Source organism: Tardiphaga sp. OK245, from assembly GCF_900108575.1.
Classification (GTDB): Bacteria; Pseudomonadota; Alphaproteobacteria; order Rhizobiales; family Xanthobacteraceae; genus Tardiphaga; species Tardiphaga robiniae.
This window is the reverse complement of sequence record NZ_FNWZ01000004.1, coordinates 752,548-775,472: the sequence shown is the minus strand read 5'-3', so window position 1 is coordinate 775,472 and position 22,925 is coordinate 752,548. Positions and strand designations below refer to the sequence as shown.

Here is a 22,925-nt window from a genome sequence, read left to right as displayed (position 1 = left end):
ACAACAAAATGCCCGGCGCTTTGCGTCGGGCATTTTCGCTTGATGGTCCAATTCTGCTTGATGTTCAGCGTATCGCGAGATTAATTCGAAGCTATAACTACAAAAGAGATTGGTGGAGGGATCGATCATGGCGCGCGTAGCATTGGTGACCGGTGGAACACGAGGGATTGGCGCTGCGATCAGCAAGGCTTTGAAAATTGCGGGATACAGCGTCGCGGCAAGCTATGCCGGCAACGATGCCGCCGCCGAGAAATTCAAAAGCGAGACGGATATCGGCACCTACAAGTGGGATGTCGGTTCGTTCGATGAATGCGCCGCGGGCGTGAAAAAGGTCGAGGCCGATCTGGGACCGGTGGAAGTGCTGGTCAACAATGCCGGCATCACAATGGACGGTGCCTTCCACAAGATGACGCCGGAACAGTGGAACAAGGTGGTCAACACCAATCTCGGTTCGCTGTTCAACATGACCCGTCAGGTGATCGAGGGTATGCGTGAACGCAAGTTCGGCCGTGTCATCAACATTTCATCGATCAACGGCCAGAAGGGCCAGTTCGGTCAGGTCAATTATTCCGCCGCCAAGGCCGGCGACATCGGCTTCACCAAGGCATTGGCTCTCGAGAATGCCAAGCTCGGCATCACCGTCAACGTGATCTGTCCTGGCTACATCAACACCGAGATGGTGCAGGCCGTGCCGCTCGCCGTGCTCGAGAAGAGCATTTTGCCGCAGATCCCGGTCAATCGCCTCGGCGAGCCCGAGGAAATCGCGCGCGCTGTGGTGTTCCTAGCCGCAGACGAGTCCGGCTTCTTCACGGGCTCGACCATGACCATCAATGGCGGGCAATATCACGCCTGAGCGGACGCGGTTTCCATCCTGAGGAGCCTGCCCTTGCGGGCGTCTCGAAGGATGTGCGACATGCGCCGCCGCCGCGTTTCTGGCCTTCGTCGTACATCGGCTTTACGGAGGACGCCGCATCGCAGCCAAGGATATGATCTGGAAGCCGGGCTAGTCGGGCTTCCAGCCCTTCGGGGCCAACTCAAACGTCGCGAAATCGAAACCCGGTGCCACGGTGCAGCCGACCAGTGTCCAGTCGCCAGTGGTGGAGGCGGCCTGCCAGGCATGCGGTGGGACAATGCCTTGCGGCTCTTGTCCAGCGGCGACGTCCGGCCCGAGCGTGATCGTGCGCTGGCCGGCGTCGCTGGCGATTTCCAGCGTAAGCGGAGCGCCCGCATGATAGTGCCAGATCTCCACGGCATCGATGCGATGCCAATGTGAGCGTTCGCCTGATGCCAGCAGGAAGTAGATCGCCGTTGATGCCGCCCGCCCGCCGGAATCTACGCGACTGTCGCGAAACGTCTCGCGGTAGTGGCCGCCTTCGGGATGCGGCTGCAGGCCGAGCGTTGCGATGATCGCGGCTGCAGTTGGCGTCTTGCCTGTCATCAGGACTTGTTCTTGCGTTCACGGAGTTCGCCGAAAACGTCGTCCTCGCTGAATCCCTTGAGGCGGACCGCGGCGCCGATGGCCGGATCGTCAGCGCGCAGAAACACGTTGGTCTTCTTCTCGAGCCCGAGCAGGACGGGGATGGTCGGCTTGCCGACGGCGCGCAGCTGCGCCACTTCGTCGGCGCGATTCTTCAGCGCTTCGTTGTTGGCGTCGATGCCGAGGCAGAACTTGACGTTGGCCGCGGTGTATTCGTGGCCGCAATAGACCCGGTAGTCGTCGGGCAGTGTGCGCAGCTTCTTCAGCGACTGCCACATCATCGGATAGGTGCCTTCGAACACCCGCCCGCAGCCGCCCGAAAACAGCGTGTCGGCCGAGAACAGCGCCAGCTCGCTGTCAAACACGTAGCAGATATGGTCGAGCGTATGGCCGGGGGTCTCGAACACCCGTGCGGTGAGCGCGCCGACCTGCACGGTATCGCCTTCGGCGACGCGGACGTCGACTTCAGGAATTGCCGTGCCCTGATCGTGCGGCGCTGTGACCTTGCAGCCGTAGGTCTTCTTCAGCTCGGCGATGCCGCCGACATGGTCCGCATGGTGATGAGTCACCAGAATATCAGTGAGCTTCCAGCCCTCGCGCTGCAGCACCTTCATGATCGGGCCGGCCTCCGGCGCGTCGATGGCGGCGGTCTTCAGGCTCTGTGGATCATGGATCAGGTAGCCGAAATTGTCGGACAGGCAGGGGAAGACGCGAATTTCAGCAGCCATGGTAACTCCGTTGGATCACGTCGTGATGCGCTCGCACATACGTGCGGCAAATTGATGGGGATGAATATGGGCGATGCATGACGGTCAGCGCGGTGTCACACATTGGCGCGCGGGCTGGCCGGCAATCTGCAGCGTGATAGTGGTCTGGCCCTTGCCGGCAATCCCGACATTGCCTTCGCCGTAGCGGAAGCCCGAGCCGGATTGCTGGATCGGCATGCGGAGCGTTTCGCCATTGGGATAGAACAGGGTGATCGACTTGCCACCGGAATTGTAATCGACGGAGATCTTGTTGCCGCCCGGCAGCGCAGGGGTGCAGATGTAATCGACCGTCGCCGGATTGGCTTCGGCGGAGAATGGCGCGAGTGCTGCCACGGCCAGACCCGCGGCCGTCGCGGCCGTCCTTGTGATCGTTTGACCTCGCCGTGACAGCATTTTTGTCTCTCCTGCAACGACGTCGTGGCGCCCGTTTCTTCGAATAGGCCGCAGCGGGGCCGGCCTTGTCAATTGGTGCAACTGGCCGCCCGCGATGGTCTGGATATGTGGCGTTAACGCTGCCCCGGCAATGCGTGATTCGGGGGATCGTGGGCCGCCGCAACGTGTTAGAAAGCCACCATGACCATCGATGTGATCGATCTCCGGGATTTCTATTCGCGCCGCCTTGGCATCGTGGCGCGGCGGTTGATCAATCGCGGTATTCAGGCGCATTGGCCGGACGCGGAGGGTCAGCGCGTGCTCGGTCTGGGTTACCCCACACCGTATCTCGGCCTGTTCCGGGAGAATTCCGAACGCTGCATCGCCTTCATGCCGGCGGCGCAGGGGGTGCTGAAATGGCCGACGGCAAAGCCCGCGCTGGCCACGCTGGTCGACGAATTCTCGCTGCCGCTGCCGGATGCCGCCGTCGATCGCATCATCCTGGTGCACGCCCTGGAAATGTCCGACGATCCCGAAGGTCTGCTCCGCGAGGTTTGGCGCGTGCTTGCGCCGTCCGGCCGGTTGATGGCGGTGATTCCGAATCGCCGGGGCGTCTGGACCCGTACCGACTCGACGCCGTTCGGTCACGGCCGCCCCTATTCGCGCTCGCAAATCACACAGTTGCTGCGACAGACCTGGTTTACGCCGACGGCGTGGAGCGAGGCGCTATTCATGCCGCCGGTAGGAATGGGCTGGTTCCTGCGCTCGGCGATGGCCTGGGAGCGGATCGGCGCGGCGCTGTCGATGCCGTTCGCCGGCGTGCATATCGTCGAAGCCACCAAACAGGTCTATCGCGCGATCCCCGCCAAGCGCGAACGCACGCGGCTGATTCCGGCGCTGCAGCCGGTACTGGTGCCGACCTCCGGGATGCGGCGCGACGATGAGACGGATCATCTTGGCGAGGCCGAGTCGCACTCGCGCTGAGCGCTATTTTTCCGCGAGCGGATGCAGGTCTCTGACTAGGCTCTTGAGCCGCTCCTCCACCACATGGGTGTAGATCTGCGTCGTCGAAATATCGGTATGACCGAGCAGCGTCTGCACGATGCGAAGATCGGCGCCGTTATGCAGCAAATGGCTGGCGAAGGCGTGGCGCAGCACGTGCGGCGAGACCAGCCGCGGCGCGATGCCGGATGCAGCCGCGAGTTCTTTCAGGTCGCGCGCGAAATGCTGTCGGGTGAGATGGCCGCTCTCGCCAAAAGACGGAAACAGCCACTTCGAGGCGGCACTCTTTTTTGGTTGAGACTTCTGCAACTCGGCCATCGCGGCGAGATACTCGGCCATTGCCTGTTTGGCAGTTTCATTAAGCGGTACCAGCCGCTCCTTGTTGCCCTTGCCGCGCACCACGATCATGCGGGCATCGCGGCGTGCAGCGGTGAGCGGTAGCGAGACCAGTTCGGACACACGAAGCCCGGTGGCGTAAAGCACTTCGAGCAGACAATAGAGCCGGGCATCGCGCAGCCGCTGCTGCGCCGAAGCCTCCGCGTTCTGCGCTTGCGTGCGCGCCTGCACCAGCATGCGGTCGACATCGGCAATCGACAGCACTTTGGGCAGGCTGCGGCCGCGCTTCGGGCCGGACAGGATGGCGGCCGGGTCGTCGGTGCGGATTTTTTCGCTGAGCAGAAAGCGAAACAGATGCCGTATGGCGGACAGCCGCCGCGCCACGGTGGTCGATTTGAAGCCGCGCTCGTCGAGGTCTTCGAGATAGTCGCGCAGTAACTGGGTGTCGGCTGCCATGAAGCTGGATTTCGCCCCGGCAGCAAATTCGGAGAAGTCTTCGAGGTCGCGGCGATAGGCGTCCAGTGTATTGACGCCAGCACCTTGTTCGGCGGCGAGCATGTCGAGGAACAGATTGGAGAGCTTGGCGTCTGAGGAAGTGGTCATGTGCCATCATAACCCATGATCCGGGCTGCAGCAGCGGTTTTCACTGGCTGCAGCAACCCGGAGCGAATGCAGATCCACAAAGATCAGGCAAGCTGTGTGATCGATGTGGCCTGCGACCACATCACCATCCACTGCCGGTCACGCATTTCATAAGCATCGGTGTGCCAATAGTCGCCTGGCGGGACCTTGTGGCCTCCGAAAACCACCTCAATGCGGGCGCGATACCGTATCACGGCACTCGTGCCATACAACCGCACGGCGATTTCACCGGGCGTCCAGGTCAGATACTTGATGTGGCCACCCGCAACGGCACCAAGATATTCGGCTTTTGACAGTGCCGCGCCGATCGGCGTGATCAGCTGGAAGTCTGCAGCGTGCAGCGGCTCGGCCGCTGCCATGTCGGCGCTCACAAGCGCACGAAGCCGCGCGCGTTCGATGCTGCGGATATCTTCAGCGTCTGGGTGCTCTTTCGGGGCGACGATGGATGAGGTCATAGGTTGGTTCCGTTGTTGTGCATTGTGGGAATTCAGGAGGCCGCGAGCAGGCCGTGGTCGATCAGGCTTTGTGCACTGGCGCGAATGGCCTCGTCGGCGGACCTTGGTTGCCAATCCAGCATTCGCTGCGCCTTCGCGGCACTGACACTCAGATCGACGTCGAGTTCGTGTACGATCATGCGCGACCGTGCGCTGAACGGCGCCATTGCTTTGATCATCCAGTTTGGCACCTCGCCCGAGGGCAGAGCCGGCGCATAATTCGGAAATGACTGCGCCAGTACGGCCGCCATGTCGCGCATCCATAGAAACTGCCCCGCCGCGATGAAGCGCTGACCTGACGCATCCGGATGGGTCATCGCCCTGATATGTGCATCAGCCACATCGCGGACATCGACCACCGCGATGCCGAAACGCGGCACACGTTTGAGCTTGCCGCTCATCATCTGCTGAACCAGCCCGATCGACGTGCCGTAATCCGGACCCAAGAGAGGCCCGAAAATGATGCCGGGATTGATGACGGCGAGATCCAGTCCGGTTTCCGCAGCAAAGGTCCATGCCGCCCGTTCGGCCAGCGTCTTGGATTTATAGTATGGCGTTGCCCGCTTGCCCGTCGGATCGGTCCAGTTGTCTTCGGTATACGGCGCCTTGCCGCTACCGTGATTGGTGGCCGCGATCGAGGACGTCAGCACCACCCGCGTCACGCCTGCGCGGTGCGCGGCACGTAGTACCCGTAACGCGCCGTCCCGCGCGGGTTGGATCAGTTCATTTTCATCCTTCGGAAGGCCTGCCGGAAACGGCGATGCCGTGTGGATCACATAGTTGCAGCCTGTGACGGCGGCATCCCATCCGATGTCGGAGCAGAGGTCGGCTTCGGCGAAACTGAGCGAGTGCGAGTCGGTTGGCGTCGCACAGATCTGCTTCGCGATCCGGTCGCAGCCGCTCATGCGACGAACGCTACCGCGGACAGCGTAGCTCTTGGCCAGCAACTGCCGGGCGATATGTCCGCCCAGAAAGCCGCCGATGCCCGTGACAAGAACAATGGTCTCTCGATTGCCGACCGATCCCGAATGCATGTTCGCTCCTGTCCCCTGTGGAATTCGTGAATTGGACAATTGGACTATTATTGTCTAATTGTCTTTTGACGCTTTGGACACGAACTGTCAATCTGTCTGAATGAGCGAACGAGATGCCAAATTCGATCACATTCTGGATGCTGCGCTGCCAGTGTTCGTCCGCCATGGTTTTCGCAAGGCGTCGATGGCCGACATCGCGCGTGCGGCAGGAATTTCGCGGGCGTCGCTCTATCTGAGCTTCAACAGCAAGGAAGATCTGTTTCGGGCGGGCTCGACGCGCGCCCATGCGCGGACCATGCGCGATGTCGAGGCGGCACTCTCAGGCGATGGTGACGTGTTCGGCCGCATCGAGACGGCGATGGCCGTGTTTCAGCGCGAACTGATCGCCCCTTTCGCGGGCAGCGCCGACGCCATTGAGCTGTTCGACGTCAACATGGCTCTGGCCAAAGATATCACGCTCGCCGCGCGGGCCCGACTGGTTGCTCTACTGGCGCAGGCGCTGAGCGATGCCGAGACCGCGGGCATGATTAATCTCGGCTCATTGCAAGCCAGACCCGCCGACGTCGCGGGAGTCATTGTCGCCGCGATCGATGGCATCAAGCACGCGGAGGGAGCCGGTCCGAAATTCGCGGAGGACATGCAGCTCTTCATGCGCCTGCTGCGCGCAGCTATTTCTTGAGAAACTTGTCCGGCTGGATGGTGACCGTCATGTCCCGCGGCTTCGGATTGACGAAATTGGCCAGCGCGAAGATCACGCCATAGACCACGCCGACGATCACCGCGACCACCGTCAAAAAGCGGAACAGGCTGGGCATGATCAGGGAACTCGGCGGCGAAATGGGGTGATTCGTTCCGCCTGAGGCGGTCACCTTGTCCGGATACAGACTGCAAGAGGTGCTGGCAACGCTGGCGCTGGGGGTAGTATAGGTGACCGGAATGCGGCAAACCTCTGCGATCCCTTGTCGCTCACTGATTTTGCAGGTGTTTTTGATGTCCGAGACCATCTTGCCGGCCATTGCCAGCGCACCCCAGGAGGCCGCCATCGTCGCGGCGCTGGGAAAGCGCTCGGTCGTGCTGGTGGGCATGATGGGGGCGGGCAAATCGACCATCGGCCGGCGCATGGCGACGCGGCTGCGGCTGCCTTTCGTCGACGCCGACAACGAGATCGAGGCGGCGGCCGGGATGTCGATCCCGGACATTTTTGAAGTCCACGGCGAACCGCATTTCCGCGACGGTGAGGCGCGGGTGATCGCCCGGCTGCTGGACAGCGGACCGATCTTGCTGGCGACCGGCGGCGGCGCGTTCCTGCGCGAGGAGACCCGTCAGCGCATCCGCGACAAGGCGATCTCGCTGTGGCTGAAAGCTGACGCCGACGTGATTCTGCGCCGGGTCCGGCGCCGGGAGAACCGTCCGCTGCTGAAGACCGCCGATCCCGCCGCGACCATTGCGCGGCTGATCGAGGCGCGCCATCCGTTCTACGAGCAGACCGACATCACGATCGACTCGCGCGACGTGCCGCATGAGAAGATCGTCGAGGAAGGCATCATCGCGCTGCATGAGCATCTGTTCCGCCCGCACGCAGCTTCCGCCATTTCCGAACCGACAGGCGATCCCTTGAGTTCTCAACTATGACCGCGCCCTTGAAGCATTCCGATCCGATCATCCCCGACCCTATCGTCGTGGACGTCGCGCTGGCTGAGCGCACCTATGACATCGTCATCGGCCGCAATGTACTGCCGTCGCTCGGCGCGCGCATTGCGAAGCTGCGACCGGGCGTGCGCACGGCGATCGTCACCGACAGGACCGTTGCCAAGCATTGGCTGACTGCAACGGAAGCCTCGCTGGCGGCGGCTGATATTCCGACCTCGCATATCATTGTTGAGGAAGGCGAGGGGTCGAAGAGCTATGCGGGCCTGGAGAAAGTTTCCGAAGCACTGATCGCGGCAAAGATCGAGCGCAACGATCTCGTCATCGCGCTCGGCGGCGGCGTCGTCGGCGATCTCGCGGGCTTTGCTGCAGCGATCGTGCGCCGCGGCGTCGATTTCGTGCAGGTGCCGACCTCGCTGCTGGCGCAGGTCGACTCATCCGTCGGCGGCAAGACCGGCATCAACTCGCCGCAGGGCAAGAATCTGCTTGGCGCGTTCCATCAGCCGGTGATGGTTGTGGCCGATACGGCGGTCCTCGATACGCTGTCGCCACGGCAATTTCGTTCGGGCTATGCGGAAGTCGCCAAATACGGTGTGCTCGGCGATCACCAGTTCTTCACCTGGCTGGAAGCCAACCATGCCGACATCATGCGCGGCGGTGCAGCGCGCGAACACGCCATTGCCACCTCCTGCCGCGCCAAGGCCGGTGTTGTGTCGCGCGACGAGCGTGAGAACGGCGAGCGCGCACTGCTCAATCTCGGTCATACCTTCGGGCATGCGCTGGAAGCGGTGACCGGCTTCTCGGACCGGTTGTTCCATGGCGAGGGCGTGTCGGTCGGCATGGTGCTGGCTGCGCAACTGTCGGCGCAGCTTGGAATGATCGCGGAGAGCGATGCGACCCGCGTGCAGCATCATCTCGCCGATGTGGGTCTCCCCACGAAGCTGCAGGACATTGCCGGCTTCGCGCAGGAAGGCCTCGCGGACGCGGATACGCTGATGGCGCTGATGGCGCAGGACAAGAAGGTGAAACGCGGCAAGCTCACCTTTATTTTGCTGGAAGCCGTCGGCCGGGCCGTCATTGCAAACGATGTTGATCCCGCGACGGTTCGCGCCTTTCTGCATCAGAAGCTGACGGGATAGAACTGACCGTGTCCGGTTTGGGAGTTACCAAAGCCGGCGCCGTCGCAGGACTTTCATGAATTCGATTACCGTCAATCTGCTGATCGCGATCTTCCTGCTCGCCGCCAACGCGTTTTACGTGGCGGCGGAGTTCGCGCTGGTCAAAAGCCGCGGCTTCCGCGTCAAGAGCATGGTCGAGCAGAACCGCTTCGGCGCACGCCTGCTGCAGAGCATGATGGGCAATATCGAAGCCTATCTGGCCTGCTGCCAGCTCGGCATCACAATGGCTTCTCTCGGCCTTGGCTGGGTCGGCGAGCCCACGGTGGCGGCACTGCTGAAGCCGGTGCTCGATCCGCTCGGCCTCTCGGAATCCGCGCTGCACTTTACCTCCTTCCTCACCGGCTTCCTTGTTTTCTCCTCGCTGCATATCGTGATCGGCGAGCAGGTGCCGAAGACGCTGGCGATCCGGCAGCCGGAGCCGGTGTCGCAATGGATCGCCTATCCGCTCTACGCATCCTACATCCTGTTCTATCCGCTGAACTGGCTGCTCAACGCGGCGTCGCGTGGCACGCTGGCGCTGCTCGGCGTGCAGGAAGCATCGCCGCACGAGATTCTCACCGGTGTGGAGATCGAAGGTCTTGTCGGTGAATCCGCCGAACATGGCGGCATCGCGTCGGGCGAGGCTGAGTATATCCAGAACGTGTTTCGCTTCGGCGATCTCGCGGTGTCCGATGTCATGGTCCATCGCACGGCGATGGTGACGCTGAATGCGGACCTGCCATCCGAAGAGCTGGTGCGCGAAGTGCTGGCCACTGAATACACCCGCATTCCCCTCTGGCGTGAGAAGCCGGAAAACATCATCGGCGTGCTCCACGCCAAGGACCTGCTGCGCGCGATCCGCGCCGTCGATGGCGATACCGCAAAGATCGACGTAGCTTCGATCGCGCTGCCGCCGTGGTTCGTCCCGGAGATGCGTCCACTGTCGGATCAGTTGAAAGCCTTCCGTCGCCGCAAGACTCACTTTGCGCTCGTGGTCGACGAATATGGCGAAGTCGAAGGCATGGTGACGCTGGAAGACGTGTTGGAAGAAATCGTCGGCGACATCGCGGATGAACACGACGTGGTCGTCGCGGGTGTGCGCGCGCAGGCCGATGGTTCGGTGGTGGTCGATGGTTCGGTGCCGATCCGCGAACTCAACCGCGCCATGGACTGGCATCTGCCGGATGATGAAGCCACCACGGTGGCCGGCCTTGTCATTCACGAGGCGCGTTCCATCCCCGAACGCGGGCAAAGCTTCACGTTCTACAACTTCCGCTTCCGCGTGCTGCGCCGTGAGCGCAACCGCATCACCGCGCTGCGCATCGGGCCGGTGCCGACCGAGCCGGAAGTGCCGGAGAAAAAGCCGCGGGCCGGGACCTCGTTCTAGGCCATCGCCGGTCCAGTTCTTGCTTTTGCCTTCTTCCATGAGCTGCCATTCCATTGAATGGCGCAACTGGAGCGAGCGATGAACAAGTCCTGGCGATTGTCGTGCGTATTGGCCGCTGTATTGATGTCCGGCGCTGCGCTGGCCGACACCAACTGGCCGACGAAGCCGATCAAGGCGGTCAATCCGTTCGGTGCCGGCAGTGCGGGTGACGTGGTCCCGCGCCTTTTCTTCGAAAAACTGAGCACGGAGCTCGGGCAACCGATCGTGATTGAAAATCGCGTGGGTGCGGGCGGCTCGGTGGGCACGGGCGCGGTCGCGAAGAGCGATCCGGATGGCTACACCTTGCTGTCGCAGACCAACGCCATCTCCATTGCGCCCGCGATCTTCCCCAACCTCAACTACGACACCACCAGGGAGCTGTCCTCGGTGCTGATGATTGGCTATGCGGCCAATGTGATGATCGTGCCCAACGAACGGCCATGGAAAACGATTCAGGATTTCCTGGCTTCCGCGAAGACCAAGGGCACTGTGATCAATTACGGCTCGGTTGGCGTTGGCAGCGCCGTGCATATCAGTTCGGAAAAATTCCGCGCCGCCGGCGGTTTCGAGGCCACGCATATCCCGTATCGCGGCGGCTCGGAGGTGATCGCCGATATCATCGGCGGTCGCATCGATTTCTACTTCTGCCCGCTGGCCACGGCGCTGCCGCTGATCCGCGAAGGTCAGGTCCGCGCGCTGGTGGTGTCGACGCCGACCCGCGTGCGTGATCTGCCGGATGTGCCGACGCCGATCGACGCCGGGCTCAAGGATGCGGACAGCTCAATCTGGTTCGGCGTGTTTGTGCCATCGAAAACGCCGCCGGAGATCGTCGAGAAGCTCTATGTGACTGGCACCAAGGTGCTGAACACGGCTGACATGCAGGCTTCGCTGAAGAAGATTGGTGTCGAGCCGATGCCGATGAAGTCATCCGAGATGGATGCGCTGCTGGTCAAGGAAATCGCCGACAACAAGGTGCTGCTCAAAAGCGAGGTCGCGGCCAAGTAGGCGGACTGGCCGGCCTCGCCAGCACGGGTGAGGCCGGCATTGTCCTTTGTCTGGGCTGGATCACCGCGCGTTTGGGCGTTGTTTTAGGCTTCAAACGGTCCGAAACTTGCTTCGCTGTCGCCGATTGGCCCGATCATTGGGCGGCCATTCCCCCTCGAATGGTATTATTGGAGCAAGTAATGAATAAGCTTATGCGGTGGTCGTGTGTTTTCGCCGGTGTGCTGCTGTCGTCTATCGCGGTGCAGGCCGAAAGCAACTGGCCGACCCGGTTGATCAAGGCCACCATCCCGTTCGGCCCCGGCAGCGCCACCGACGTGGTGCCGCGAATCTTCTTCGAGCGTCTTGGTCCTGAGCTCGGTCAGACGATCGTGGTCGAGAACCGTGTCGGCGGCGGCGGCTCGATCGGCACCAATGCAGTGGCGAAAGCGGAGCCGGATGGCTACAGCATCCTGGCGCATTCCTCGGCGCTGGCGATCACGCCGGCGATCTTTCCGAACCTGCCTTATGACACGTCGAAGGACCTGTCGTCGGTCATCATGATCGGCTCCAGCCCGCAAATCATGATCATTCCGAAGGAGCGGCCCTGGAAGACTGTGGACGATTTCCTCAAGGATGCGAAGGCCAAGGGATCGCAGATCAATTTCGGCTCGGTCGGTATTGGCAGCGCTGTGCATATAAGCGCCGAGAAATTTCGCATTGCCGGCAAGTTCGAAGCGACCCACGTGCCGTATCGCGGCGGCCCTGAAGTGATCGCCGACATTCTCGGTGGCCGCATCGATTTCTACTTCTGCCCGGCGGCGACCGCTCTGCCGCTGATCCGCGAAGGGCAGGTGCGTGCACTGGTTGTCTCCACCGACAAGCGCAGCAATGAACTGCCCGACGTGCCGTCGATGACGGAAGTCGGTCTGAAGGACGGCGTCAGCGAGAGCTGGATCGGCGTATTCGTGCCATCCAGGACGCCGCGCGAGATCGTCGACAAGATGCATGATGCTGGCGTCAAGGTGCTAGCCAAGCCGGAGATGCAGGCGGCGCTGAAGAAGATCGGCGTCGAGACCGTGCCGATGCAGCCGAAGGCGATGGACGACCTCGTGGCGAAGGAAGTCGTTGCGAATATCGAGCTCCTGAAGAACGTGAAGTAACAGGATGATCTGACCTCCCTCCGCAATCGGGAGAGGTCAGATCTATCCGCCGAGATACGCCTCGCGGATTCGCGGATCGTTCGCCAGGACCGAGGCCGAGCCTGACAATGTGATGGAGCCTGTCTCAAGCACGAAAGCACGTGCAGCGACTTCCAGTGCCATCGCCGAATTCTGCTCCACCAGCAGCACGCCCAGACCCGTTCGCTTGTTGAGTTCGACAATCTTGTCGAAAACCTGCTCGATCACGATGGGCGCAAGACCGAGTGACGGCTCGTCGAGCATCAGCAAGCTCGGCCGCGACATCAGCGCACGGCCGATGGCCAGCATCTGCTGCTCACCGCCGGATAGCGACCAGCCACCCTGTTTGATGCGTTCCTTCAATCGAGGAAACAGTTCGAACACCAGCGTCAGGTCGTCCTCGACCTCGGCCTTCTTGTAGGCGCGCGATGCTGTCCCTGTGATCAGGTTTTCGCGGACTGTGAGGCCCGGAAAAATCCGACGACCTTCGGGGCAGTGTGCGAGGCCGGCCCCGACAATGGTTTCCACGGCCGTGCCATGAATGTTTTCGCCTTTCCACGAGATCGTGCCGGATGTCGGTCGCAGCAGGCCGGAGATGGTGCTGAGCGTCGTGGTCTTGCCGGCGCCGTTGCCCCCGATCAAGGCGACGATCTCGCCCATCTCGACGCTCAGGGAAATGCCGTTCAGCACTTCGATGTGGCCGTAGGAGACGCGAAGATTGTCGATCTTAAGCATGGCGATGCCGCCTGCCGAGATAGGCCTCGATCACCAACGGGTTGCGCTGCACCTCGGACGGCGCGCCTTCTGCGATCTTCTTGCCGAAATCGAGGACGGCAACGCGGTCGCTGATCCCCATTACCAGTCGCACATTGTGTTCGACCAGCAACACGGTGATGCCCTTGCCCTTCAGTTTCGCGATGGTGTCGAGCAGTGTCATGCTCTCGGTCATGTTCATGCCGGCGGCGGGCTCATCCAGCAGCAACACCTTCGGTTTCGATGCCAGTGCGCGGGCGATTTCCAGCAGGCGTTGCTGCGCATAGGGCAACTGGGTCGGGCGATCGTCCGCGCGTGCGGCGAGGCTGACGATCTCCAGCGCTTCGCGCGAGGTGCTCTCGATCTCAGCCTCGCGTTGTCGCTGCGTGCCGTTCGACAGCATGATGTTGAGCATCGACATGGGCGTGTTGCAGGCTGCAGCGACTTTCACATTTTCCAGCACGGTGAGATTGGAGAACACCCGGATGTTCTGGAACGTGCGTGCCAGCCCGAGCCGCGCGATGCGGTTGGGCCTGAGGCGGAAGATCTCCTTGCCGTCGATGCGGATCGAACCGGCATCGGCATGTGAGGCGCCGGACAGCGCATTCAGCAGCGTGGTCTTGCCCGAGCCGTTGGGGCCGATGATCGCCTGCACGATGCCTCTGGGCACATCGAGATCGACACCATCAAGCGCGACGAGGCCGCCGAAGCGCCGCGTCACGCCACGCGCAGTGATGATCGTTTGATCCGTCATCGCGCCCCTACCCAGCGCGGCAGTCGCGCAGCCAGCGAAGCAAGACCGCCGGGCGCCAGCACGATCACGGCGATGACGCCGAGGCCGTAGAGCACGAGGTACCATTGCCCGAGAAACCGCAACGCCTCCGGCAGAATGGTCAGGCCGACGGCGCCGATGATGCAGCCGGGGATCGAGCCCATGCCGCCGACGATCAGCATGGTCATCAGCAGGATGGCCTGAGTGCCGGAGAAACTGTCCGGGCTGATGAAGCGGATCGAGGAGGCGTAGAGGCAACCCGCGAGGCCGGCATAGACCGCACCGATCATGAAGGCGATCAGCTTGGTACGCGTGGTGTCGACGCCGCTCTGTTCGGCGGCGATCTCGGAATCTTTGGTGGCGATCATGGCGCGGCCGAGGGACGACTGCCTGATCCGAGCGGCCACGAGAACCGCAATCGCCAGCACGGCGATCAGCAAATAGTAATGCTGGATCTGCCCCTGCGGGCTGATGCCGAATACGCTGATCCCCGGAATGGTGCGCAAGCCCGAGGTGCCGCCGGTCACCGGTTCCCAATGCACGATGATCAACCGGACAATCTCGCCGAAGCCGATCGTCGTCATTGCGAGATAGTAGGTGCGCAGCCGTAAGGTGGGCAGCCCGAGCACGAGGCTCACCGCCATCACGATGACCATCGACAGGAACGGCGTCGTAATCCAGGGCAAACCGGCCTTGGTGGCGATGCCCGTCGTATAGGCGCCGAGGCCGTAGAATGCAGCCTGGCCGAAATTGATCTGGCCAACCCAGCCGGTGGCGAAGTTCAAGCCGAGCACGACGATGGCGTTGAGAATGGCAATGTTGAGGAGCTGGATGACATAGTTGTCCCGGGTCACTGCCGGGATCAGCAGCGCCACCACAACGCCAAGCGCGAGCGGAAACCAGTGTTTCACTGTCATACCTTCTCGCTGATCTTCTCGCCGAACAGTCCGCGCGGCCAGGCCACGAGCACGGCGATCATCACGATGAAGGCATAGGCATCGCGGAAATTCGAGGAGATGTAGCGCGCGCCGAAGGTTTCGATGAGGCCGAGAAACAACCCGCCGATCACCGCGCCCGGCAGATTGCCGAAGCCGCCGATCACGCTGACGACGAAACCCTTGAGACCTAAGCTGCCACCCATGGTCGGTTCGGCAAGAAAGATCGGCGCAACCAGCAGGCCAGCGATGCCCGACAGGATCGCGCCAAAGGCAAAGGCGACGGCGATGGTGCGGTTGACGGGAATCCCAACCAGCCGCGCGGTGTGCAGATCCTGCGCAGTCGCCTGCATCAGGATGCCGAAGCGCGTTCTGGTGAGCATCAGATATTGCAGCAGCAGGATCACGGCCAGCGTACAGAAGATGAAGAGCTGGTGCATCGAGATGACAAGGCCGGCAAAACGCAGCGGCGGACCGCGCACCGGCGAGGGCAGCGACACCGGCAGCGGCCCCCAGACGATCAGCGCGATGTTCTCCAACACGATGCCCATCGCGATGGTGGTGAGGATCACCAGGAATGGTGGCCGCCCGCGCAAGGGGAAATAGACCAGCACCATGAAGACGATGCCGATCAGCGCCATCGCCAGCATGGTGGAGGCCCAGGCCAGCGCCATCGGCAGTTCATGCGTCACCGCGCCCGAAATGCCGATAAAGGCACCGAGCATCAACAACTGTCCCTGCGCGAAATTGACGATCTGAACGGTGTTGAAAATCAGCAGCAGACCGAGCGCCACGAGAGCGTAGATGCTCCCGAGCGCCAGACCGTTGACGACGAGCTGGCCCATGAAATCTTAGAACCCGCTCTCTTTGATCGGCCCGGTGAATTCGGGGGTCTTGCCCTTGTTGCGGTAGATGCCGAGCGTATGGGTAAGATCGCCATTGGCGTCGGCCTGGTAGGAGATCAGCATGCCCTTGAAGTCCTTGGTGGCTGCAAGGGCATCACGGATCGCCGGCTTGTCGCAGCCGACTTTCTCAATGATCGACTTCAGCATGAAGACCGAGTCGTAATAGGAGACGGTGAAGTTGTCGGCCGGCACCTTGTATTTGTCCTGCACGCGCTTTGCCCAATCCAGAATTTTCGGATCGGTCGAGGTTTGGGGGATCATGCCCCCGATCGCGTAGTTGCCGTCGGCTTCGGCTGCGGACAGATTGTTCAGGGTGGTCTGCGCGACAATGCTGGTATTGCCGATGGTGGTCAGCTTGATGCCGAGATCGCCCATCTGCTTCAGCACCAGCGTGATGTCGGAGGGACGACCGAACAGGATCAGGCTGTCGGCGCCCTTGTCCTTGATCTCCAGAAGCTGCGCGCTCATGTCCTTGTCGGACGGGGCATAAGAGGCCGTCGCGGCCGGCGTGACATTGAGTTTGGCGAGTGCCGCCTGAATGCCCTTCGACGCGCCGAGACCGTAATCGTCGGCAACGACGAGAATGCCAGGTTTGGTCTTCTTCAGCGACTTCACGAGATATTCGGGGATCAGGTCGGCGAGTTGACCGTCATGGGCGTGGGTGCGGAACAGCCACCTGGAGCCCTGCGCGGTTACCTTGGCATTTGTCGCGCCGACGATGAACGGCGTCTCGGACTTGTTGACGCTCTCGGTCTGCGCGAACACATGCGGCGAGATCATCGACGACATGATGACCAGCGGCTTGCTCTCGATGATGCGGTTCATCGCATTCAGCGCGTCGGTCGACGAGGCGCCGGTATCCTCGGTGGTGAGCGCGATCTTCTTGCCGGAAATGCCGCCGGCGGCGTTGATCTCGTCGACAGCGAATTCAGCGCCGTTGCGGGCTTGGGTGCCGAGCAATGCAAGGTTACCAGTCAGCGGCGTGGTCAATCCGAACGGGATCGTCGCTGGGCAGGCCGCTGCATCGGCCTTGGCAGTGTTGGTGACAGCGATCAGGCACAGCAGCGCCGCGCCTGTCATCATGGTCTTGGAGAATCCCTGCAACATCGACGTTCCCTGGTTACACTCGGCTTGCATTGTGTATGCAAACCGAGTGCCAGATCGTCGACATTTCGAGATGCTGAACGCCGGCCCGCGATCAAGCCGCCGTGTTTGCGCTAAGCTTCGATATCCATGCGCACGAGAATGCGCTCGGCGCTGTCGTTCCAGACATCCATCCTCACGATCTTGCCGTCCCGCACCACGAAGCGATCGACATAGCGATTGCCTTCGAACGCCGTGCCGTCATGCCATTCGCCATAGAGCGTACCGGTATTGTAGACGATGGTCTCGCCATTCCCCGGCGATACGTCGGTGCGCTCCATCTTCTTCTTCACCCATTTGTAGCGCATCGCGTTGAACGCGGTGGCATCGCGCGGATGCTTGAACTTGCGACCGCCGGTGAAGGTGATCGCGACGTCGGCCGACATGAAGGTGCCGGCGGTTTCCGGGTCCGGCACCATGGAGGCGACGAGAAACCGCTCGACGAGGTCGGCAGCCTGGGCGGTTTCATCGGTGACGGGCGCAAGCGCGGTGGGGGATTGCGACATCGGGTTTCTCCTGCGGGCAGATGCTGGCGCCATCATAGCAAAACCGGTGCCCGAATTGTATTCGGTAGATGCATCAGATCGTATACAATTCTTGTGTGACGCGCCTCATTATTGGGCGTTCCTTGAAGCAAGATTTGAAGATATTGTCTTATTTTCAGATAGTTAATCAGAGGTTGAATCGCATGCGCCTTGGCACATGCCTTGCTTGCCTGCGCATATGCTTTCGCTACGTCCCGCTCGGTGGCGTGGCCTCGCCAGGAGTCCTCCCATGACCTTCGATCTCATCCTGCGCAACGCGCGCATTGCCGACCGGCCTGATGGCCCGGTGGATATCGGCATTCGCGGCGGGCGGTTCGAGGCCATCGAGATCGGCCTGCCGCGCGGCGTGGCGCCGGATCAGGATGTCGGCGGCCGGCTGCTGGTGCCGGGCTTCGTGGAGACGCATATCCATCTCGACAAATCCTGCCTCCTCGGCCGCTGCAATTGCGCGAAGGGTACGCTCGCGGAGGTGATCAGCGAAGTCTCGCGGGCCAAACGCGACTTCACCGAAGAGGACGTCTATGCACGCGCATTGCAGACGCTGGAGAAAGCGATCAAGCACGGCACCAACCGCATGCGCACGCATGTGGAGGTCGATCCGCGTATCGGGTTGACCAGTTTTCGCGCGCTGAAGAAGTTGAAGCAGGACTACGCCTGGGCGGTCGATGTGCAGCTCTGTGTGTTTCCACAGGAGGGTCTGCTGGATGATCCCGGCTGCGAGGACATCCTGCTGCAGGCGATGCGGGAGGGCGCCGATCTGATCGGCGGCGTGCCCTATATCGACAAGGATTCGAACGGCCAGATCGCCAGGATCTTCGGCGTCGCGCAGGAGTTCGGCGTCGATATCGATTTCCACCTCGATTTCGATCTCGATCCAACGCGGTCGGACTACGAAGAGGTCTGCCGCATGACCGAGGCGACCGGCTGGGGCGGTCGCGTGGCCATCGGTCATGCCACAAAGCTGTCGGCGATGCCGCCAGCGGATTTCGAGGCGGCCGCGAAACGGCTCGCCGATGCCGGCGTCGCGGTTACGGTGTTGCCTGCGACCGACCTGTTCCTCACTGGCCGCGACCACGATCACAATGTGCCGCGCGGCGTCACCTCGGCGCACAGACTCCGTGCGCTTGGCGTGAACGCCAATATCTCCACCAACAACGTGCTCAATCCGTTCACGCCGTTCGGCGATGTCTCGCTGATCCGCATGATCAATCTCTACGCCAATGTGCTGCAGGTCGGCGCCATCGACGATCTCGCCGGATGTCTTGATCTGGTGACATCGGCATCCGCCAAGCTGCTCAACCTGAAGCACTACGACATCGCCGTCGGCAATCCCGCCGATCTCGTGGTGCTCGATTGCGAGACCAAGGCAGAGGCGGTATGCGAGATCGCGCAGCCGCTGTTCGGTTTCAAGAATGGCATCAGGACCTTCATCAGGCCGGCTGCGAGTCTGCTCAAGCCCCACTGAAGCGGGCGTCCTTTTGTCGTACGGAGACTTCGATGCCGATCAATGACACGCTCAACGCCTTTGTGGATCATGGCCACATCGAAGTGCAGACCACGACAGAGGGGCCTCTCGCGGGTTTCACCTTTGCGCTGAAGGATTTCTTCGATCTCGCCAATGTGCCAACCGGCGCCGGCAGCCCGGAATGGCTGGCGACACATCCGGTGCCGACAAAATCGTCGCCGGTCGTCGATCGCCTGCTCAATGCCGGAGCGAAGTTGGTCGGCAAGACGCACACCGATGAACTGGCCTGGAGCCTGAATGGCGAGAACGCGCATTACGGCACGCCGATTAATCCGGCTGCGCCCGGCCGCATTCCCGGTGGCTCGTCCAGTGGTTCCGCTGCAGCGACCGCTGGTGCGCTGGTCGATTTCGCCATCGGCTCCGACACCGGTGGTTCGGTGCGTTTGCCCGCCAGCTATTGCGGTGTCTACGGCATTCGCACCACGCATGGTCGCATTCCGCTCGATGGCGCGGTGCCGCTGGCGCCGAGCTACGACACCGTCGGCTGGTTCGCGCGCTCGCCCGAATTGATGGTCGAGGTCGGCAAGGTGTTGCTCGACAAGGCGCGTGCCCCGCGCCGGGTGAAGAAGGTTCTGATCGCAAGCGACCTGTTTGGCGCTGTCGATGAGAAGGTTCGCAACCTGCTGCAGCCGTCGATCGATCGCATCAAGGCGCTGGTTGGCGCGAGCGAGGAGGTGGATGTCGCGAGCGGTGAACTCAACGCTTGGCGCAACACCTTCCGTGTAGTTCAGTCAGAAGAAGCCTGGGCCGCGCAGGGCGAATGGATCAAGGCGACGCAGCCGAAGCTCGGCCCCGGCGTGAAGGAGCGTTTCGCTGCTGCGGCGGTTCTCGATCCCGCCGAGATCGCGGCTGCGCAGGCCATTCGCAAGACGATCGTTGAACGCGTGCTGTCGCTGCTGACGGCCGATACGGTCATGCTGTTGCCGACAGCACCCGGTATTGCGCCGCTGCGCAATACACCGGATGCGACGCTCGACGTATTTCGTGCCCGCGCGATCGAACTGCTGTGTGTGTCCGGCCATGCCGGCACGCCGCAGGTCTCACTGCCTGTCGCCAAGCTCGACGATTGCCCGATCGGGCTGTCGATCATGGGCGCGCGTGATTGCGATGAGGATATTTTGCAGTTGGCTGTGGAGTTGGGGGAGGCGCAGGCCTAACAGCCGTCATTGCGAGGAGCATTTGCGACGAAGCAATCCAGACTTCGCTTTTGGCTACTGGATTGCTTTGCTTCGCTCGCAATGACGGGGAGAGTTACTTCGCCTTCCCCGCGCCCTTCTCGGCCGCGCGGCGCAATGCTTCCGCAAATGCACCACCGCCACTGCTCTCTTGCTTCGCCGGAGCACGCGATGTCATCTGGCGCTCGTTGAAGCGCGGGCCGCGATCGGCTTGCGGGCGATCGGCCTTGGCTCCGACGGGATCGTCCATGCGCAGCGTCAGCGCGATGCGTTTGCGGGCGACTTCGACTTCAAGCACCTTCACCTTGACGATGTCGCCTGATTTCACGACTTCGCGCGGATCCTTGATGAAGGTCTTGGACATCGCCGAGATGTGCACCAGACCATCCTGATGCACGCCGATATCGACGAAGGCGCCGAAAGCAGCGACGTTGGTCACAGTGCCTTCGAGTACCATGCCGGGTTTGAGGTCGCTCAGCTTCTCGACGCCTTCCATGAACACCGCAGCCTTGAAGGCGGGGCGGGGGTCGCGGCCGGGCTTTTCGAGTTCTTTCAGAATGTCGGTGACCGTCGGCAGACCGAAGGTGTCGTCGACGAAGGTCTTCGGCTGCACCTTGCGCAGGATCTCGGCATTGCCGATCAACGCCTTGATGTCGCTCTTGGTAGCTTCGAGAATCTTGCGCACCAGCGGATAGGCTTCCGGATGCACGCCGGACTTGTCGAGCGGATCCTCGCCGTCATTGATGCGCAGGAAGCCGGCACATTGTTCGAATGCCTTCGGGCCAAGCCGCGGCACTTCCTTGAGCGCCTTGCGTGACTTGAACGGGCCGTTGGCGTCGCGGTGCTGCACGATGCTCTGTGCCAATCCGGTTCCGATGCCCGACACGCGCGCCAGCAGCGGCGCCGATGCGGTATTCACATCGACGCCGACGCCGTTCACGCAGTCTTCCACGACGGCATCGAGCGACCGCGCCAGTTTGCTCTCGCCGAGATCGTGTTGGTACTGGCCGACGCCGATCGCCTTTGGATCGATCTTCACCAGTTCGGCCAGCGGATCCTGCAGGCGGCGCGCGATCGACACCGCGCCGCGCAGCGTGACGTCGAGCTCGGGCAGTTCTTCAGAAGCGAAGGCCGAGGCCGAATAGACCGAGGCGCCGGCTTCCGACACCACGATCTTCGACATCTTCAAATCCGGCAGCAGCTTCACCAGCTCCATCGCCAGCTTGTCGGTCTCGCGCGAGGCCGTCCCGTTGCCGATGGCGATCAGGTCGACCTTGTGCTGGACGGCGAGCTTGCCGAGGATCGCCAGCGACGCATCCCACTGGCGCTGCGGCTCATGCGGATAAATCGTGGTCGTTGCGACGACTTTACCGGTGGCGTCGATAATCGCGGTCTTCACACCCGAACGGAAACCGGGATCGAGACCCATGGTGACGCGCGCGCCGGCAGGCGCTGCGAGCAGGAGATCGCGCAAATTGGAGGCGAACACGCGGACGCCTTCTTCTTCGGCCGCAGTCCACAGCCGCATGCGCAGGTCGATGTTGAGATGCACCTGGATCTTAGTGCGCCAGGCCCAGCGGGTGGTTTCGGTCAGCCACTTGTCGCCGGGGCGGCCCTGATCGGAGACGCCGAAGCGGTTCATGATCTTCAGCTCATAGGAGCTGGGTGTGGTTGTCGGAGCAGGCGTCGCCGGTACCGGCTCGGGCTGCATCGCGAGATCGAGGATCTCTTCCTTCTCGCCGCGGAACAGCGCCAGAATTCTGTGCGACGGCAGCTTGTGCAGCGGCTCACTGAAGTCGAAATAGTCCTTGAACTTCTCGCCCTCGGTCTTCTTGCCGGTGCGCACGGTCGAGGCCATCAGTCCATTCGACCACATCTGCTCGCGCAGCGCGCCGATCAGATCGGCATCTTCGGCGAAGCGCTCGACAAGAATGGCGCGCGCGCCGTCGAGCGCAGCGGCGACATCGGCGACGTTCTTCTCGGCATTGACGAAAGCTTCGGCAACTTTCTTCGGATCGTTCTGCGGCTCGGTGAGCAGCAGTTCCGATAGCGGTTCAAGGCCGGCTTCCTTGGCGATCTCGGCCTTCGTGCGGCGCTTCGGTTTGAACGGCAGATAGATGTCCTCGAGACGGCCCTTGGTGTCGGCGGTCATAATCGCCGTTTCGAGCGCGGCATCGAGCTTGCCCTGTTCGCGCACCGATTCCAGAATCACGAGGCGGCGTTCTTCGAGTTCGCGCAGATAGGTCAGGCGTTCTTCCAGCGTGCGCAGCTGCGCGTCATCGAGACCGCCGGTGATTTCCTTGCGGTAGCGTGCAACGAAGGGCACCGTCGCGCCGCCGTTGAGCAGTTCTACCGTCGCCGCGACCTGCTGTTCGCGCACGCCAAGTTCGTCTGCGATCTTCTGATTGATGTTTGCCACGCGTAGAGATTCCTTCGAAATTCCGTGGCGGGTCATACCGCCGTCGCAAAACGCTTATGGACCGATGCCGCACGATTCATCAACCCCGGCGGATGCAGTCGATTGTTCTGTGGATCGCGTTGTTTTGCTTCGAAAATTGCAGTGTTCGATGCGCTTCATGACAGCGCGGCTGTGCAAAAATATAATGCTAGATCGCGGCCGGCGAACTGTGTAGACGGACGTTCCTTTCGGGAGCGG

General features: G+C 62.0%; 24 protein-coding genes. 10 read left to right on the top strand and 14 right to left on the bottom strand.

Annotated features, from left to right (window positions below; all coding sequences use genetic code 11):
• The first annotated feature begins 127 nt into the window (after positions 1–127).
• Positions 128–853, top strand: a complete 726-nt coding sequence (phbB, locus tag BLW80_RS22290) for an acetoacetyl-CoA reductase (protein ID WP_093759682.1) — start codon at positions 128–130, stop codon at positions 851–853.
• A 150-nt stretch (positions 854–1,003) separates the two neighbouring features.
• On the opposite strand, the gene BLW80_RS22285 is transcribed toward phbB, so the two are convergent.
• From BLW80_RS22285 to BLW80_RS30470, 3 genes are all read right to left on the bottom strand, one after another.
• Positions 1,004–1,438 carry a cupin domain-containing protein gene (locus BLW80_RS22285; protein WP_093759680.1) on the bottom strand — a complete coding sequence of 145 codons (435 nt, stop codon included), beginning with the start codon at positions 1,436–1,438 and terminating at the stop codon, positions 1,004–1,006.
• Positions 1,438–2,205, bottom strand: coding sequence for a hydroxyacylglutathione hydrolase (gene gloB / locus BLW80_RS22280; RefSeq protein WP_093759678.1), 768 nt, complete (start codon positions 2,203–2,205; stop codon positions 1,438–1,440). Before gloB ends, BLW80_RS22285 begins: the two co-directional genes overlap by 1 nt.
• Positions 2,206–2,289: 84 nt before the next feature.
• Positions 2,290–2,637: an MliC family protein gene (locus BLW80_RS30470; RefSeq protein WP_170849761.1), complete on the bottom strand. Its 348-nt coding sequence runs from the start codon at positions 2,635–2,637 to the stop codon at positions 2,290–2,292.
• 180 nt (positions 2,638–2,817) lie between these two features.
• Between BLW80_RS30470 and BLW80_RS22270 the strand changes: the two genes are divergently transcribed.
• The gene (locus tag BLW80_RS22270) at positions 2,818–3,600 is read left to right on the top strand and encodes a class I SAM-dependent methyltransferase (protein ID WP_093759674.1); all 783 of its coding nucleotides are present in this window, start codon (positions 2,818–2,820) and stop codon (positions 3,598–3,600) included.
• Positions 3,601–3,603: 3 nt separating this feature from the next.
• Here BLW80_RS22270 and xerD read toward each other — a convergent pair whose 3' ends face one another.
• From xerD to BLW80_RS22255, 3 genes are all read right to left on the bottom strand, one after another.
• On the bottom strand, positions 3,604–4,557 hold the full coding sequence (xerD, locus tag BLW80_RS22265) for a site-specific tyrosine recombinase XerD (protein WP_093759672.1): 954 nt from the start codon (positions 4,555–4,557) through the stop codon (positions 3,604–3,606).
• Between the two features lie 83 nt (positions 4,558–4,640).
• Positions 4,641–5,051, bottom strand: a complete 411-nt coding sequence (locus BLW80_RS22260; RefSeq protein WP_093759670.1) for a nuclear transport factor 2 family protein — start codon at positions 5,049–5,051, stop codon at positions 4,641–4,643.
• A gap of 32 nt (positions 5,052–5,083) precedes the next feature.
• Positions 5,084–6,124, bottom strand: coding sequence for an SDR family oxidoreductase (locus BLW80_RS22255; RefSeq protein ID WP_093759668.1), 1,041 nt, complete (start codon positions 6,122–6,124; stop codon positions 5,084–5,086).
• A 100-nt stretch (positions 6,125–6,224) separates the two neighbouring features.
• Between BLW80_RS22255 and BLW80_RS22250 the strand changes: the two genes are divergently transcribed.
• A complete protein-coding gene (locus tag BLW80_RS22250; RefSeq protein ID WP_089262634.1) occupies positions 6,225–6,803 on the top strand; it encodes a TetR/AcrR family transcriptional regulator in 579 nt (192 codons plus the stop codon).
• Here the strand turns inward: BLW80_RS22250 and BLW80_RS22245 are convergent.
• Positions 6,793–6,939 carry a histidine kinase gene (locus tag BLW80_RS22245; RefSeq protein ID WP_089262632.1) on the bottom strand — a complete coding sequence of 49 codons (147 nt, stop codon included), beginning with the start codon at positions 6,937–6,939 and terminating at the stop codon, positions 6,793–6,795. The two genes, BLW80_RS22250 and BLW80_RS22245, sit on opposite strands and share 11 nt — an antisense overlap.
• A gap of 175 nt (positions 6,940–7,114) precedes the next feature.
• On the opposite strand from BLW80_RS22245, the gene BLW80_RS22240 reads away from it, so the two are divergent.
• From BLW80_RS22240 to BLW80_RS22220, 5 genes are all read left to right on the top strand, one after another.
• Positions 7,115–7,756, top strand: a complete 642-nt coding sequence (locus tag BLW80_RS22240) for a shikimate kinase (protein WP_089262630.1) — start codon at positions 7,115–7,117, stop codon at positions 7,754–7,756.
• Complete coding sequence (gene aroB / locus BLW80_RS22235) at positions 7,753–8,910, top strand: 3-dehydroquinate synthase (RefSeq protein ID WP_093759666.1); 1,158 nt, start codon at positions 7,753–7,755, stop codon at positions 8,908–8,910. The genes BLW80_RS22240 and aroB overlap by 4 nt, the downstream gene beginning before the upstream one ends.
• A gap of 55 nt (positions 8,911–8,965) precedes the next feature.
• Entirely contained in the window at positions 8,966–10,315 is a 1,350-nt protein-coding gene (locus BLW80_RS22230; protein WP_093759664.1) for a hemolysin family protein, read from the top strand.
• A gap of 78 nt (positions 10,316–10,393) precedes the next feature.
• On the top strand, positions 10,394–11,359 hold the full coding sequence (locus tag BLW80_RS22225) for a Bug family tripartite tricarboxylate transporter substrate binding protein (protein WP_093759662.1): 966 nt from the start codon (positions 10,394–10,396) through the stop codon (positions 11,357–11,359).
• Between the two features lie 179 nt (positions 11,360–11,538).
• Positions 11,539–12,498, top strand: coding sequence for a Bug family tripartite tricarboxylate transporter substrate binding protein (locus tag BLW80_RS22220; RefSeq protein WP_093759660.1), 960 nt, complete (start codon positions 11,539–11,541; stop codon positions 12,496–12,498).
• A gap of 42 nt (positions 12,499–12,540) precedes the next feature.
• On the opposite strand, the gene BLW80_RS22215 is transcribed toward BLW80_RS22220, so the two are convergent.
• From BLW80_RS22215 to BLW80_RS22190, 6 genes are all read right to left on the bottom strand, one after another.
• Positions 12,541–13,251 carry an ABC transporter ATP-binding protein gene (locus BLW80_RS22215; protein WP_093759658.1) on the bottom strand — a complete coding sequence of 237 codons (711 nt, stop codon included), beginning with the start codon at positions 13,249–13,251 and terminating at the stop codon, positions 12,541–12,543.
• Entirely contained in the window at positions 13,244–14,023 is a 780-nt protein-coding gene (locus BLW80_RS22210) for an ABC transporter ATP-binding protein (protein WP_093759656.1), read from the bottom strand. The genes BLW80_RS22215 and BLW80_RS22210 overlap by 8 nt, the downstream gene beginning before the upstream one ends.
• On the bottom strand, positions 14,020–14,958 hold the full coding sequence (locus BLW80_RS22205; protein WP_093759654.1) for a branched-chain amino acid ABC transporter permease: 939 nt from the start codon (positions 14,956–14,958) through the stop codon (positions 14,020–14,022). Before BLW80_RS22205 ends, BLW80_RS22210 begins: the two co-directional genes overlap by 4 nt.
• A complete protein-coding gene (locus BLW80_RS22200; protein ID WP_093759652.1) occupies positions 14,955–15,821 on the bottom strand; it encodes a branched-chain amino acid ABC transporter permease in 867 nt (288 codons plus the stop codon). The genes BLW80_RS22205 and BLW80_RS22200 overlap by 4 nt, the downstream gene beginning before the upstream one ends.
• Positions 15,822–15,827: 6 nt before the next feature.
• Complete coding sequence (locus BLW80_RS22195; protein ID WP_170849760.1) at positions 15,828–16,988, bottom strand: ABC transporter substrate-binding protein; 1,161 nt, start codon at positions 16,986–16,988, stop codon at positions 15,828–15,830.
• Between the two features lie 110 nt (positions 16,989–17,098).
• Positions 17,099–17,530: a nuclear transport factor 2 family protein gene (locus tag BLW80_RS22190; protein WP_093759648.1), complete on the bottom strand. Its 432-nt coding sequence runs from the start codon at positions 17,528–17,530 to the stop codon at positions 17,099–17,101.
• A 268-nt stretch (positions 17,531–17,798) separates the two neighbouring features.
• Here BLW80_RS22190 and BLW80_RS22185 point away from each other — a divergent pair, with 268 nt between their 5' ends.
• Positions 17,799–19,034: an amidohydrolase family protein gene (locus BLW80_RS22185; RefSeq protein ID WP_093759646.1), complete on the top strand. Its 1,236-nt coding sequence runs from the start codon at positions 17,799–17,801 to the stop codon at positions 19,032–19,034.
• A gap of 32 nt (positions 19,035–19,066) precedes the next feature.
• Positions 19,067–20,251 carry an amidase gene (locus BLW80_RS22180; RefSeq protein ID WP_093759644.1) on the top strand — a complete coding sequence of 395 codons (1,185 nt, stop codon included), beginning with the start codon at positions 19,067–19,069 and terminating at the stop codon, positions 20,249–20,251.
• A 94-nt stretch (positions 20,252–20,345) separates the two neighbouring features.
• On the opposite strand, the gene BLW80_RS22175 is transcribed toward BLW80_RS22180, so the two are convergent.
• A complete protein-coding gene (locus BLW80_RS22175) occupies positions 20,346–22,688 on the bottom strand; it encodes a Tex family protein (protein WP_170849759.1) in 2,343 nt (780 codons plus the stop codon).
• Positions 22,689–22,925 lie beyond the last annotated feature (237 nt).